Below are 15,426 nucleotides of genomic sequence, written 5' to 3'. Positions count from 1 at the left end.
CGGGTTGCTGCCTTGTTTTGATTCAAAAAATCACGAATGACGCTGAGTGTACTTCATCGTTAGATAAGACATTAATACCAATTATAGATCCAGTCCTGAATGCTATTTTATGCCTCATTCGCTAATTTGATTGCGATGGGTTTGATTTTCTTTGTTGATTTTTCAAAAAAATAGACGGTTTCTCTCTATGACAATGGACAAATTTTGTATCGATTTTTAAGCCTGTTGTTCAAGCGAGAACGCCCAAGATAACCCCCCGTCAGAAAAAATTTCTCTGCAATATCGTTTATCTGATAAATGATTAAGCTTATTTGTTTGTTGTAAAAACTAATCAGTCCACTTTTATAAAAAACATATTTGAATTAAATAATTAATGATTTAAATCAATGGCTTGTAATGTTTGTTTAATTCATCTTATTAGTACCAATATGAGTATCAGTAATACCACGTAGATACCGCTTGACAGCCACTTTTACGCTAACTACAGTGAGCCCACTGCTTCCTATTTCAGGCGAAAATCAAAGTATCAGTCGCCCCAAAGATAAAAAGCATGAGAGTGATCTTGCTAGAGATTTTTTATCTTACTCAATCAGATTCAGTTTTTATTTAACCACGGTCTGCGCATTTGAAATGCCATGGCCTGATTGAGTAAGTAAAGACCTTGTGTCGTTTTATAGAGTTAGTTTTAAATTGTGGCATTTAAGTGGTTTTGTATGTTTGACTTGGTAAGTTGCAGTATCGCGGGTGGTATCGAAACGCTCTTCTGTATAGAAAAAAATATCTCGCAGCAGGGCATCAAATTGTTTTGATTGATAAATCTTGGGGGAGTAAATGAAAAGTAATCTGACACTTAAGTTAGCACCTAAATCAACGCCTAAACTGACGCCAATCGCGTCCGGTGTTGCAGTGCTAATCATGACAGTCGCAATGTCAGCACAAGCGCAGCAAGTCGATCCGGCAGCACAAGAAGTGGTGGTTACGGGTATTCGCGCTGCTGCACAACAGTCTTTAAATCAAAAACGTAATGCGGATTCACATCTGGATGTAATCACTGCCGAAGATATCGGCAAAATGCCAGATAAAAACGTCGCTGACTCATTGCAGCGTTTGCCTGGTGTTACAACAAGTTCTGCTAGTGGTAACGAAGGTGGCTTTGATGAAAACGATCGCGTCAGTATGCGCGGCACCAACCCAAGTTTGACTCAGACCTTAATCAACGGTCACAACATGGCGGCAGGTGACTGGTTTGTCCTGAATCAAAGTGGTCCTGGTGTCGGACGTAGTGTCAGCTATACCTTGCTCCCATCAGAACTGGTTAGCCGTGTTGAAGTCCATAAGTCATCTGAGGCTAGTTTGGTTGAGGGTGGTGTTGCTGGTTCCGTCGATATCATTACTCGCAAGCCCTTAGATTTCAAAAAACAGTTCACTGCGGAAGCAACGATCGGCGCGGTCTATGCCGATTTGCCTAAAAAGACAGATCCGCAAGTGAGTGCATTGCTGAATTGGAAAAATGATGCCAATACTTTTGGCGTAATGATTCAGGCATTTTCTGAAAAACGTAGTCTGCGCCGTGATGGCCAAGAGATTTTGGGTTACGAAAAAATTGCACCTAACAGCAAAGTTGCCCTGTCTAATCCTGATTTGGCTGGAGTGTACTACCCAGGATTAATGGGCTCTGCATTATTTGAACAAGTACGTAAGCGTCAGGGTGGTTTGATTGATTTGCAATTCAAACCAAGCAATGATTTTACGATCGATGTCAATGCCTTCAGTTCGACGATGGATGCTGCTAACTATAATCGTAACTATATGATGTGGGGCACCCACTTCATCAATGGCGGTGCAGGACAAGCGCCTGATCCTGGTTATGTTGTGAGCACGACCAACGGCGTAAAAACTCTGACCAATGCTAACTTCACTGGTGTCGCTGGTACGCAATACGGCATCTACGATCAGATTTCCCGTCCTGATGCTGGTTCTGATACTAATTTTGTCAGCGTTGAAGCAAGCTGGCGTGTCAATTCGTCCTTCAAGTTAAATGGTCAGTTGGGAACTTCCAGTGGTACAGGAAAAACCTTGACACAAGACGTGGCTGAATGGGATACAGGCAAAGGTAGTGGTGCTTCCTGGGGCTTGAACGGCATTGGCAGCGCCGCCAACTGGAATCTTGGTACGACTAATAATTCCAGCAATGCCAATACTGGTCTGGATTGGATTTTCGGCGATCAGCAAGTCAGTGTCAAAGATAAAGAAACATGGGCGAAGTTGGATGGTGAATATGCGATTAATCAGGGTGTCTTTACCAACCTGAAATTTGGTGTTCGTGCGACCGAGCATAAGCGCAACAATGATTTTGTGAATAATCAACGTCCGGTTTTGGATGGCTCTGCATTCAACAATTTACCTGCTGGCGGAACAGTTTCATACCCAGGTAATTTTGGTAGTGGTCTTGGTGGTAATTTTCCAACCAACGTCTGGTCCTATACCGCTGGTCAGTTAGCGGCTTATGACGCGCAATATGCTTTGCGTCCGACCGATGGCTCTCGTGAAAACTGGGCGTCTGAGTTCGCACTTAAAGAAAACACCAGTGCCGCGTATATCCAAAGCAATCTGGAAGGTCAAGGCTGGAGCGGTAACTTTGGTATCCGTTTTGTACAAACTAAAGAAAGCGTGACCTTACCATTTGCTGCCACCGCTACGACGCCTGGTGCGATCACAACATCCCTGTTTGGTCCATTCATCCGTCAGCAATTCGATAATACCTACAACGATATTTTACCAAGTGGGAATTTACGTCTTGATGTCACCAAAGATCTGGTTGCCCGTTTTGCTGTATCGAAGACGATGACTCGCCCAGACTACGGCGCACTGGCAAGTGCGATCAGCCTGAGTCCGCCAGCAGTTGCCGGTGGTGTAGGTAGCGGTAGTGGCGCTAATCCTGATCTGAAACCGATTCGCTCGAATAACTTTGACGCGTCCTTAGAATGGTATTTTGCACCGCGTTCTTTGTTATCCGCAGGTTTGTTCTATATGGATTTGACTAGCTATGTCGGGATAGGGCAAGTCTCTAAGAGCTATATGACGTACAGCGCTCAGACACCACAAGGTGCGATGGTGCCGTATATTTTATCGGTTCCAACCAATACCAGCGCCAAGGTTAAAGGTATCGAGTTAGCGTATGAGCAGCCAGTCGGTAAGAACTTTGGTTTCTCTACTAACTACACTTATGCTGATGCCAAAGATGCTGATTCAAAAGACGTCGTGGGTGCCTCCAAAAATACTTACAATCTGAGTGGTTACTACGAAGATGATAAGTTTAATGCGCGTCTGTCCTATAGTTATCGGTCCAGCTTCTACAGTGGCTTAGATCGTCAGACTGCATTCTCGCAGGCGGCAACCGGAGCAGTGTCAGCATCCTTTGGTTATAAGATTAATGAGAATTTTGGTATCACTTTAGATGCGCAAAATTTGAATAATCCAACGCTAAAATACTATGCCTTAAATGAAGATCAGCCACGTTCTGTGTACCAGAGTGGTCGTCAGTTCTACCTGACTTTGCACGCAAAAATGTAATATGAGTGACTGAGATGTTTGATATCGATGCTAATGTTGGTGCTGATTTCAAACCCCTCAAATTATCGGTGACGGGGCATATGCTCCGTCACCTTTTTCTTAGCGAAAGTAATCTGGTCGAAGCTGTCATCCAATCACTTGATTGAGATAGATGTGATCAATATGGGTGCCATTAGCGACCCCATCGCTCTGCAAAATAAAAGAAATAATGATTCGCTAGTACAAAAGATTTTTAAATACCACTTAAATACCTATTGACAACCACTATGTAAAAGCTCTAGGATGTCTTACTGCACTGCAAAAAGCAGAATTAACAGTAAGAACTTAGTGAAAACCAATAAAAATTCTATGGGCGAGAGAGTGATTGATCAATACCAATACCTGATAGGCGTCGATGGCGGCGGCACCGGAACCCGAGTGCGTCTGGTGCAGGTTGGCGGTACTGAAGTCGGTCAGGGCAGTGCGGGACCATCTGGTTTGATGCATGGGATTGAGTCAGCCTGGCAATCGATTCTTGCCGCTACCAGAAAAGCGTTTTTTGATGCAGGGTTGGCGATGCCGCCCTTACGAGAAATTGCCGCAGGTTGTGGCTTGGCGGGTATTCATAACAAGCAATGGGCAACAGAATTCTATGTAAAAAATCCGGGCTTTGGTTCCTTGGCGATCGGAACTGATGCCGAGACAACTTTGTTAGGCGCACATCAAGGCGCGGCTGGTGCGATTATTGCATTAGGCACAGGCAGTGCAGGCGAGGCGATGTTAGTGGATGGCACCCGTCGTGAGGTCGGTGGTTGGGGTTTTCCATCCAGCGATGAAGCCAGTGGGGCTTGGTTGGGTTTAAGAGCCATCAATCATATTCAGCATGTGCTGGATGGACGCAGTCCAGAGGATGCGTTTTCTGCAGCATTATTGCAAGCGTGTGCTGGCCCTGATGCTCTTACTGAAGCTGAAAATGAGACTGAACATAAAGCGAACAGAAGCAACACTGAGAGTCGTGATCTCATATTCAACTGGCTAGCCAAGGCAAATCAAACAAACTATGCCCAGCTGGCACCGGTCGTGATTGCGCATGCACCCACGACGACCAGTGCTGGTAGCATCATGCTGGCTGCGGGTAGCGAAGTCGCTAAAATGGCGTCCGCATTAGATCCGTCGGGATTGTTGCCGATTGCTTTGTGCGGTGGCTTGGCAGAACCGATGTTGCCTTACTTGCCTTTAGATTTATTGTCTCGCATCGTAAAGCCAAAATCGGACTCAGCAGCGGGTGCATTGATTTTGATTCAGCGTCAGATCAATTATTAATATAGAACGTGCAGTAAAAATTTAATCGCAAATTCATGAGTAATTTGTAAAAACGCTTCACTAGGAAAAAACTATGCAAGCGCAATTAAGTGATTTCAAACCAGATAGCGAAAGCTCTACGCCCTTGTATCTGCAACTGGCGAACAAATTAGCAACAGGCATCCATAGCGGCATCTGGCAGCCAGACGAGGCATTGCCATCAGAGCGTTTATTGTCCGAGGTATTAGAGATTTCTCGCGTCACTGCGCGCAAAGCCATCGATATGTTATGCGAGCGTGGACTGCTCACCCGCAAGCATGGCTCTGGCACGTACATCACCCCAAAATTAGAGCAACCTTTATCCCGTCTGACTAACTTTAGTGAAGAGCTGCGTCAACGTGGTTTTGCACCAGGTTCGCAATGGATTTCACGCGAAACCGGTATCGCCGCACCGGAAGAGATTTTGTCATTAGGTTTGTCGCCCAACACTGTGGTATCGCGGCTAAAGCGCTTGCGCACTGCTGATAATGTAGTGATGGCGATAGAGAGCACGACCATACCGGCAATCTATTTACCCAATCCTAAATTAGTCACCGACAGTTTGTATGGTTATCTGGAATCGCATAACGTCACGCCGACCCGCGCCTTGCAACACATCCGTGCCGTCAATGCGACCGCTGAGCAAGCCAAGCTGGCAGGCATTAAACAAGGTGCGGCAATGCTCTACATCACCCGCGTTGGTTACTTGCCGACCGGTGCTGCGGTAGAACTGACGCACTCGTTTTGTCGCAGTGATTATTATGATTTCGTTGCGGAGCTGTTCAGATGAGTGGAACTTTGCAAGGCAATGTCCTGACTTCTTCCGGTTGGGTTAGCGGCTCTATCGATTTTGCAGAGCGCGTGACGGCAATCCATGGTGCGACAATTAATCCGGCACAAAATCAGCAAGTATATATTTTGCCCGGCTTTGTTGACCTGCATGTGCATGGTGCTGGCGGCAAAGACACGATGGAAGCAGGTGATGCTGCCGAGGTCATTGCACGCATGCACGCACAGCACGGCACGACCAGTTTGCTGGCAACTACCATGACCGCGCCCATGGCCGATCTGGAAGCAGCACTGCACGCTTTAAAGCCAGTATGCGAAATTAGAACCAAAGGCGCAGCGCGGGTACTTGGTGTCCATCTGGAAGGCCCGTATATCAATCCGGGCAAGCTCGGTGCGCAACCAGATTTCGCAAGGATTGCCTCGCTGGAACAGGTTAAGCATTTACACGATATTGCACCGATCAAACTGATCACAGTTGCACCAGAAATGGAAGGTCATTTACAACTGGTGCGTGAGCTGACCGATATGGGTATGGTGGTACAGCTCGGCCATACACTGGGTACCTATGAAGAGGGCGTCGCTGCTTTAGAAAACGGTGCCAAGGGGTTTACGCACTTGTATAACGCCATGTCGCGCCTTGATCATCGCGCGCCGGGCATGGTCGGCGCAGCACTGGCGCATGCACAATTTTCTGAAATTATTCCTGATCTGATGCATGTTCATCCTGGTGCGATCAGGGCGGCAATGCGGGCGATTCCGCATCTGTATTGCGTCACTGATTCGACCGCTGCGTCTGGTATGCCCGATGGTCAGTATATGCTCGGTCGTCAGGTTGTACATAAATGCCTGGGTGGCGTGCGACTCGAAGATGGCACGCTGGCGGGTAGCACCTTGACGATGGATCAAGCCTTGCGCAATCTGGTCAGCATCGGTCTCGACATTGAGGACGCGTCTAAGCGTGTTTCCACTTATGCCGCCGATTATCTCGGCTTATCTGATCGTGGTCGTTTGCAAGTGGATAGTTATGCCGACATCGTCGTGCTTGACCGCAAGCTCAACCTGATTGCTGTGTATGTAGAAGGAGAAAAGATTGACCTCGCAAATGCTTAAGGAAGCCTGTTCGTCCGCCGAGTTTGTGGCACATCAACTGACGCAGGACAAAGACCGTTATATCGCGTTGGGAAAACATCTCAGAGATCATCCGCCATCATCAGTCTTGACGGTGGCGCGTGGTAGTTCGGATCATGCCGCCAATTATTCGGCCTACCTGATTATGTCGCGCTTGGGTCGTATCGTTGCCTCTTTGCCGATGTCTTTAGTGACATTGAATAAGTCACCGTTGCATGCCCGCGATGCGCTGGCAATTGCAATCTCGCAGTCGGGACAAAGCCCGGATGTGATTGAGCCGATTCGTTATTTTCGTGAAGGTGGCGCTTCTACGGTGGCATTAGTCAACGATGCGACATCGCCATTAGCACAGAGTGCCGAATGGACTTTGCCTTTGCATGCAGGGCCAGAGTTGAGTGTCGCCGCGACTAAGAGTTTTATTACCTCACTGGTTGCTGGTGCGCGTGTTGCAGGCAATTGGCAAAACGATGCAGAATTTTTGAGCGCGATTGAATCATTGCCAGAAGCCTTAGAGGCGGCTACCCGTTGCGACTGGTCTAATGCTTTAGAAGTGCTAACCCCAGCGTCGCGCATTATGACCGTCGGGCGCGGTATCAGCTTCCCAGTCGCACTGGAATCAGCGTTGAAATTTAAAGAAACCTCGGTCATACAGGCAGAAGCATTTAGTGGTGCAGAGATCAAACATGGCCCGATGGCCCTGATTGATGATGGCTATCCTCTGCTGATTTTTGCAACGCGTGGTCCTACCCAAGCAGGCTTAATTGCGCTGGCAGAAGAGATGCGTGGCCGTGGCGCTAATGTGTTACTGGCAGCACCGATCGACGTCAAAGAACGTAACCTGACATTGCCTACCGCTGCCACACCAGACCTTGATCCCATCGTGGCGATTCAGGCGTTTTATGTCATGGCAGCGCACTTGTCGATCGCCCGCGGATTAGATCCTGACAAGCCACGGCATTTAAGTAAAGTGACCAAGACGAATTGAAATCGCACCAGGAAAAACACTAGTGCGCATTTGGTAACGAAAGAGCATAGCGCTTTTTTTAAAACTGTTTATAAATATACTCCTAGTTAGTATATTTATATTGTCCATAGAAAACCTGGACAATCAACGATATTTTACAAAAAAATAGGGGAGTATTCCTTTGTCAGGCAGAATGTGGCGTTCAGCGATGGGGCAGCGAGCTAGCAAAATCCTTGCAAGGCTAGCGGCATCCATGCGGCGCGCCATATTCCTATTCTCGTTCGCGGTAACGGTCTCTGTGCTTGCTATGCCTAGCGTAAACGCTACAGAAAAAATCGAATTCTGGACCATGAGCTTAAAGCCGAAGTTCATTCCGTATTTTCAAACGCTGGTCAAAACCTATGAGGTACAACACCCCGGTGTCAAAGTCGAGTGGGTAGATTTTCCCTGGGATATTTTGCAACTGAAACTCATCACTTCGATTGCGGCAGGTACACCGCCTTCACTGGTCAATCTCAGCGTGCCATGGGCAGAAGAATTTGCGCGTGACGGATTGATCGAGCCGGTTGATGGGCTGATGAAGAACAAAACGGTCTACACCAAAGGCGCGCTCGATGATCTGACTTTTCACGGCAAGCTCTACGGCTTTCCGCATTACAGCAACGTCAATGTGATTGCCTACAACCGTAAAATTCTGAGTGCTGCTGGGATCACGCAAGCACCGAAAAATATGGATGAGCTGCTAGCCTACGCACGCCAGATTGCGGCCAAAACGGGCAAAGCTGGCTACGCGCCTGCGCTAGGCAAGATCGATGGTTTTTTGATGCAGCAAGGTCTGCCGCTCATCAAAGATGGTAAGGCTGTATTTAATTCGCCCGCCCATATCGCCTTGATCAAAAAGCTTGCTGACACCTATAAGGCGAACGGTTTTTTGAAAGATAAATTATTCGCCGAAGATAATTTCCCCGCCGTGGTGGATGCCTATCTGGGCGGTCGCCTAGGCATGATGGTCAGCGCGCCAACTGCCTTAAAACGTATTCAGGCTGACTCTGCCGAAATCTATGCCAATACTGCGATTTTCCCTGCGCCTGTTGGTCCCACGGGTATTGCCGACGGTGGTTGGATGTTCAACTTCGCTGTACCAAAAGGCGTCAATCCCCGATCGCTTCCCGCGATTGCTGAGTTTGCCCAATTTCTGACGAACGACGAGAATCAATTAGCCTTTGCTAAGATTGCCAAAGTCATGCCGACCACGGTCAAAGCACTTGCTAATTCTTACTTTGCACAGATACCGGATCATGCGGGCGCAGCAGAAATTGCGCAGACCGTTGCTGCTGGTTCTATGCAGTATTCACGCAGTTTGTACGTGGATGGCATCACTGATTACGATGAGTTGCGGCGGTTTTTGGTGCAGGCAGTAGAGGCGGGAATGACGGGCAAAAAAGAGATCAAGCTGGCACTCGATGAGGCAGTGGCGATCTGGAATAAAAAGCTGGCGGCTGACGTTAATGCACAAACCCACGCCAGAACGATGGCGAAGGAAGACAACTGATCATGTCCGCCTTTCGACGACATAATGTGATTGCCTATGTATTCCTCGCACCGGCTTTGTTGTTGCTCGCGTTGTTCTCGTTCTGGCCAGTGTTATATGGCTCCTATCTGAGCTTTACCGATTTCAGTTTAGTCCGCACGACGCATTGGATGGGTTGGGATAATTATCGCTACATCTTTGGAAATGCAATGTTTGTCAGCGGTCTTAAAAACTCCCTACTATTTTTATTCATCGTCCCGTTTATCCAGATTGGCGCAATCGTATTGGCGACGCTGGTCAATACCCAATTGCCAGCGATACGCTGGTTCCGTGCGGCTTATTATGTGCCGGTGGTGACCACGGTTGCAGTAGTCGGGATTATGTGGGGATTTATGTTTCACGATCAGGGCGCATTGAATTATGTGCTTCTGAAACTTCACGCCATCAATCAACCGCTGGGTTGGTTATCGGATGACAGTCTAGCGATCTTCTCGATTATGTTTGTCTCCCTCTGGCGCGGGCTCGGTTGGTATATGGTGATGTACTTGGCAGCGTTGCAATCCATTCCCTCTGAGATGCAAGAAGCCGCTGTACTCGATGGAGCAAATCTATGGCAACGGTTTTGGAAGATCACCGTACCCATGCTATTTCCAACCATCATGGTTTGTACCATCATGTCCGTTTTAGCTGCGCTGAAGGCATATCAGGAGGTCGATGTCCTGACACAGGGCGGTCCGATGAATTCAACTTTTACCGCGCTCTACTATGCCTACGATCAGGGTTTAAAACATCTGAAATTGCCACGCGGTCTTGCTGCAAGTTTTGTGATGTCATTGTCTTGCATTGCCATCGCATTAGCCTGCCTGCGCTACTTGAAGCCGAGGCACCGGTGATGTCGCATTCTATCCAGCATCTGTTTAAAATTATTCTTCAATATACGGTGCTAATCGCGTTAGCAGTGCTGTGCGTATTTCCATTCTGGTGGACGCTGGTAGTGGCGGTATCGACTGAGGGCAATATTTTTGAATTCCCGCCCAGCTTTATGCCACAAGCGGTATCAATGGACAATTTTATTGAAGTATTCCGCGTGATCCCGATGATCGCGTTTTATAAAAATTCCTTGCTAATTACCGTAGCGACTGTGTGCTGGAAATTACTACTGTGCTCACTAGCTGCTTATCCGCTGTCACGTATGCGCTTTAGCGGTAGCAAGCTGGTTTTTGGACTGATACTGGCAACCATGATTTTGCCGTCAGAAGTGAATTTTTTGGTGAACTTTATCACTCTGACCAAGATAAGCTTGGTCAATACTTATACCGGTGTGATCTTGCCGAATGTGGTGACCGCGGTATCGATACTGCTGTTGAAACAAGCCTTCGATGAAGTACCACAAGACCTGATTGATGCCGCCAGAGTGGATGGTGCACCGGAGTGGATTATTTTCTGGAAAATCGTTTTGCCATTGATCACGCCATGGTTAGCAACCGTCGGCATTTTGACTGCGGTGGAAGCGTGGAATGACTATATCTGGCCTTCTATCGTAATTAGTAAGCCCGATGATTTTCCTTTGTCAGCAGGTGTGCTGTATCTGCGTGGTACTTACGGTAGCAGTACACGGGTGATTGCTGCGGGCACTATTTTGACGATCGCGCCGGTACTCGTCGCCTTTTTATTTACCCAGCGCTTTTTTATGCGCGGCATGGATGGAGCAGTGAAATGACAAACATAATGACTAACGCAGCGGCAAAAAAAATCGCAGGTCAACTGATCATGATACGTATGCCCGGTACCTCGCTTGATGCAGAGATGGCGCAATTTTTACGTGACAATCATATCCGCGCAGTTTGTCTGTTTCGCCAGAATATGATGGATGCTCAGCAGCTAACTAAGTTCACGGCAGATTTGCGAGAAGTCATGGGGCCAGATGCCTTGATCGGCATTGATCAGGAGGGCGGAGCGGTAGTGCGTTCGACCTGGGTGCCGCAACCGCCCGCTGCAATGTCGTTGGGAGCTAGCGATGATCCTGAGCTATGTCGCGCGGTAGGTGCGGCGGTAGCGCGTGCTGTGAAAAGCCTGGGCTTTAACTGGAATTTCGCTCCGGTACTGGATCTCAATAATAACGTTGATAATCCCGTCATCTCTGAACGCTCATTTGGCTCTGATCCGCAGAAGGCAAGCCGATTAGCAATGGCGTGGATGGAAGGTAGTTTGTCCGAGGGCGTAGCGTGCTGCGTGAAACATTTCCCTGGGCATGGCGACACCAATGTCGATTCGCACCGTGATTTGCCGACGGTCGATAAGTCTCGTGCAGAACTGGATGCGCTTGAGTTTGCACCTTTTCGTATGGCCAAAGACGCCGCGCCAGCGATGATGACGGCACACATCGTGTATCCCGCACTGGATGCCGATTATCCCGCCACGATGTCGAAAAAAATCCTGACCGGTATTTTGCGCGATGAATGGAATTATCAGGGCGTCGTCATTACCGATGGCATGGACATGCACGCGATCGCCGGTCGTTATGGCGCAGGCAAAGCCGCCGTGATTGCCTTGGATGCGGGTGCTGATCTGGTGATGGCCTTAGGCACCAGGGAAACCCAGATCGAGACACTGGCAGCCTTGACTGATGGCATACAAAACGGGCAGATTGACGCGACAGGATTGCAGCAACGTCTGGCACGGGTCACCAGACTAACGCAACGGTATCCATGCCAACAAACGGGGCATCAAATCGCCTATCAAACCGAAGCACAAGATTTGCAATTAATGGCAGAGGGCTGGAAACGCGGATTGACGCCTTACCATAATCCAAAAGCGCCGGTACCCGGCAGTAAAGTCCGCTTGGTGATCAGCGCCAACGTCGTCAGCGACGGCGTCTCGGAAGCGGGTGTCCATTCCGAAAAAGTCAGCGCGATGTTGAGTGAAATTTATGATGTCGATACCGTGCAATTTGATCGGGCGAACGAATTTGACTGGAGCGCATTACCCGATGATGGTCGCTTTACGATACTCGCCTCCACAATCCGTTTGCGTTACAACGATAAAATCCGTCAGGAATGGAAACCGGATTTGCATCTGGTGTTATGGAATCCGTTTCAGTCGCTGGACATTCAATCGCCTGCATTGATTACCTATGGTTTTGCTACGCCAGCGATTGATGCCGTCGCTGCTTGGCTCCGTGGAGATATTCTTGCTGAAGGTAAATTGCCTGTGGTTGGTTTTGACGTTTGAGAAATTTGGTAGCAGGAGTGGTGTGCATGACGCACCCTAATCATTACTTTTACTTGCCCAATAAACATAAGGGGTTACAAAGGAAATGCTGCCACCAGCCGCATGAGTATTGGACATCCGTATTAGGTTTTTGAACTGGCTCTGGATGTTGAATTGTAACTGTTGCAGTCGCCTTTCTTTTGCTTACATTTTCTTTGGCAAAGCAAAGAAAAGTAAGTGGCCGCCGGGTTACTCCCGGCATGTCACTACCAAGTGTAAAAATGTTAGTTCGAGAGGACACCGGAACAAAAATGGCTCAAGTCCAACTACGCAATATCACAAAACACTACAACGACACCAAAGTCATCGAAGGTATCAATCTCGATATCCAAGACGGTGAATTCATTGTTTTTGTCGGCCCCTCGGGTTGCGGTAAATCGACTTTGCTACGCATGATCGCCGGATTAGAAGACATCACGGATGGCGAGCTATTCATTGATGGGGAACGCGCCAATGATATCCCGCCAGCCAAGCGCGGTCTGGCGATGGTGTTCCAGTCCTATGCTTTGTATCCGCATATGTCAGTCTACGACAACATGGCATTCAGCTTGAAAATGGCGGGGCAAAAAAGCAGCAAGTTGACGATGCCGTTCAGCAGGCTGCTGGCATATTACAGATCAGCCATTTACTACAACGCAAACCAAAAGATCTGTCCGGTGGTCAACGCCAGCGTGTCGCGATTGGTCGCGCGATTGTGCGTCAGCCCAAACTATTTTTATTTGATGAACCACTCTCTAATCTTGATGCCAGTCTGCGCGTGCAGATGCGGATTGAGTTGAGTCGGCTGCATCAGGATTTAAAAACGACAATGATTTATGTGACCCATGATCAGGTGGAGGCGATGACCTTGGGTCAACGTATTGTTGTATTCAATGCTGGAAAAATAGAGCAGCTTGGTACGCCGTTAGCGTTATACGAACGTCCCGCCAATCTGTTTGTTGCAGGATTTTTAGGCGCGCCGAAAATGAATTTTCTGAGTGCGGAAGTGACCGCGCTCAATGGCAAGGATGCGCAGTTAAGCTTAAAAGATGGAACTAGCTTGACCTTGCCTGTGATTACATCACAAGTCGCTATCGGTGATCTTGTTACGTTGGGCATGCGTGCAGAGCAACTAGCTTTACCGCATACAATAAGTGGCTCACCGGAAGCGCCTTTATTGCAGATTTCCATCGATTTTGTTGAACATCTAGGTGATGCCTCAGTGATTTATGGACACCTCGCCAATGCCAAGAACGATCAGCAAAGTCTCTCCATTAAATTGAGTGCGGATTTGTGCGCGATCTTGCCCGCGTTAAAGGCAGGTAGCCAGATCGATGTGGTGATGCCTTTATCCCGTTGCCATTTGTTTGATGCCACAGGGCAGGCTTGTCGTGCTTAAACGTGGCCAAGCTGATGTGATTTGTGCGGCATGCTAGGCAGAAGTAAAAAAAGCGCATTCTGTTTTTTTAGAGTGCGCTTTAGTTTAGTTGATGCTTGCTAGTCTTTAGACCCACTCTGCGATAGCATAATCATACTATTACAGGTACTTTCTGCTCTGCCTCGAATTTTAAAAATCGAGATAAGATCAAGACCGGCACGGCAGAAATCAGCGCCCAGACAAAGAAATTTTTATACCCTAAGGCGATCTGGATATCGCCACTGATCATTTTAAAAATGATGAAACCCAACTGCATAACACCCGATCCCAATGCGTAATGTGCGGTCTGGTATTTGCCAACCGCCACCACCTGCATGATGAATAAAATAATGCCGACAAAACCAAAGCCATAACCAAACATTTCTATACATAGTGCGGTAGTGATGATGCCGAGGTTGCTGGGCAAATTGCTGCTCAAGAAGACAAATACCAAAATAGGCAGGTTCATCGCAATAATGAGATAAGGTAGTGCGCGCTTAAGTCCCAGCCAAGAAGTGAAATAACCGCCGAGTACACTACCTGTTAAAAATGCGATGGTTCCCGCTGTGCCGTACACGATACCGACTTCATCGGTGGTCAAGCCCAAACCACCAAGCTCTTTGGCCTCACGCAAAAATAGTGGCCCTATGGTTTGTACCTGGCCTTCTCCGGCACGGAACAAGATGATGAAAATGATAGCGATCCAGATGCCTGGCTTTTGAAAAAAATCAATGATGACGTCTTTCAGAATCCAGAATGCACCTTTGAGTGAGGTTTTCATCGGCGCATTTTTTGTCCCCGGTAAGGCCCACAAATTGTAGAGCGCAAGCACGATCAGCATCACGCTCAGAATCCCAAAGATGATCATCCATGCATGGGCTGGGTCCATGTGCTTTTCGAGATAGCCGGCCAAATAAACTAAGCCGCCTAAAGAAAAAAATCGAGCGGCGTTAAAAAATGCGCCTTGCCATCCTGCATAAGCAGCCTGCTGTTTATTGCTTAGACTCGCCATATACAAACCATCGCAGGCAATATCGTGAGTCGCGGAGGCAAACGCCACCACCGCGAGTAAGGCAATACTGACCGCGAAATACATGGGTAATTGCAGCGAGAGTGCGACCAGACCCAAGCTTACGCCACCGATGAGCTGAAAAATAACCACGACGGATTTTTTACTACTGGCCAATTCCAGAAATGGACTCCATAAGGATTTGAAGACCCAGGCAGCGCCGATCAGTCCGGTCCATCGCGCGATCTGGTCGTTTGGCATCCCCATACTTTTGTACATCAGGCCCGCGACCAATGCGACGGCATAAAATGGCAAGCCTTGCGCAAAATACAGCGTAGGAATCCAGCGCATAGGATGTCGGTGAGTGGTCTGTTCAGTGCTCATCTTGATGATCTCTCAGGGTTTTCGGCTAGATTATTGTTCTGCTCGCTGCAGCTCGGTTCGGC

At 48.1% G+C, this 15,426-nt stretch carries 10 protein-coding genes and 1 pseudogene; 10 read left to right on the top strand and 1 reads right to left on the bottom strand.

The window, feature by feature from the left end:
- The first annotated feature begins 831 nt into the window (after positions 1-831).
- From RGU72_RS09830 to RGU72_RS09785, 10 genes and pseudogenes are all read left to right on the top strand, one after another.
- Positions 832-3,573, top strand: a complete 2,742-nt coding sequence (locus tag RGU72_RS09830; RefSeq protein WP_322119550.1) for a TonB-dependent receptor — start codon at positions 832-834, stop codon at positions 3,571-3,573.
- Positions 3,574-3,900: 327 nt separating this feature from the next.
- Positions 3,901-4,875, top strand: a complete 975-nt coding sequence (locus RGU72_RS09825) for a BadF/BadG/BcrA/BcrD ATPase family protein (protein WP_369124356.1) — start codon at positions 3,901-3,903, stop codon at positions 4,873-4,875.
- Between the two features lie 73 nt (positions 4,876-4,948).
- Positions 4,949-5,683: a GntR family transcriptional regulator gene (locus RGU72_RS09820; RefSeq protein WP_322119549.1), complete on the top strand. Its 735-nt coding sequence runs from the start codon at positions 4,949-4,951 to the stop codon at positions 5,681-5,683.
- Complete coding sequence (nagA, locus tag RGU72_RS09815) at positions 5,680-6,792, top strand: N-acetylglucosamine-6-phosphate deacetylase (RefSeq protein WP_322119548.1); 1,113 nt, start codon at positions 5,680-5,682, stop codon at positions 6,790-6,792. Before RGU72_RS09820 ends, nagA begins: the two co-directional genes overlap by 4 nt.
- Positions 6,785-7,795, top strand: a complete 1,011-nt coding sequence (locus RGU72_RS09810; protein ID WP_322121612.1) for an SIS domain-containing protein — start codon at positions 6,785-6,787, stop codon at positions 7,793-7,795. Before nagA ends, RGU72_RS09810 begins: the two co-directional genes overlap by 8 nt.
- 160 nt (positions 7,796-7,955) lie before the next feature.
- Positions 7,956-9,326 carry a sugar ABC transporter substrate-binding protein gene (locus tag RGU72_RS09805; protein WP_322119547.1) on the top strand — a complete coding sequence of 457 codons (1,371 nt, stop codon included), beginning with the start codon at positions 7,956-7,958 and terminating at the stop codon, positions 9,324-9,326.
- A gap of 2 nt (positions 9,327-9,328) precedes the next feature.
- Positions 9,329-10,198: a sugar ABC transporter permease gene (locus RGU72_RS09800; RefSeq protein WP_322119546.1), complete on the top strand. Its 870-nt coding sequence runs from the start codon at positions 9,329-9,331 to the stop codon at positions 10,196-10,198.
- Positions 10,198-11,025, top strand: a complete 828-nt coding sequence (locus tag RGU72_RS09795) for a carbohydrate ABC transporter permease (protein ID WP_322119545.1) — start codon at positions 10,198-10,200, stop codon at positions 11,023-11,025. The genes RGU72_RS09800 and RGU72_RS09795 overlap by 1 nt, the downstream gene beginning before the upstream one ends.
- A complete protein-coding gene (gene nagZ, locus RGU72_RS09790) occupies positions 11,022-12,536 on the top strand; it encodes a beta-N-acetylhexosaminidase (protein ID WP_322119544.1) in 1,515 nt (504 codons plus the stop codon). Before RGU72_RS09795 ends, nagZ begins: the two co-directional genes overlap by 4 nt.
- 290 nt (positions 12,537-12,826) lie before the next feature.
- Positions 12,827-13,953 (top strand): annotated as a pseudogene (locus tag RGU72_RS09785) (ABC transporter ATP-binding protein).
- 130 nt (positions 13,954-14,083) lie between these two features.
- Here the strand turns inward: RGU72_RS09785 and RGU72_RS09780 are convergent.
- On the bottom strand, positions 14,084-15,364 hold the full coding sequence (locus tag RGU72_RS09780) for an MFS transporter (RefSeq protein ID WP_322119543.1): 1,281 nt from the start codon (positions 15,362-15,364) through the stop codon (positions 14,084-14,086).
- Positions 15,365-15,426: the final 62 nt, after the last annotated feature.

The organism is Undibacterium sp. 5I1 (assembly GCF_034314085.1).
Classification (GTDB): domain Bacteria; phylum Pseudomonadota; class Gammaproteobacteria; order Burkholderiales; family Burkholderiaceae_D; genus Undibacterium.
The sequence above is the reverse complement of the archived record's forward strand: the minus strand, read 5'-3'. Positions and strand labels throughout refer to the sequence as shown.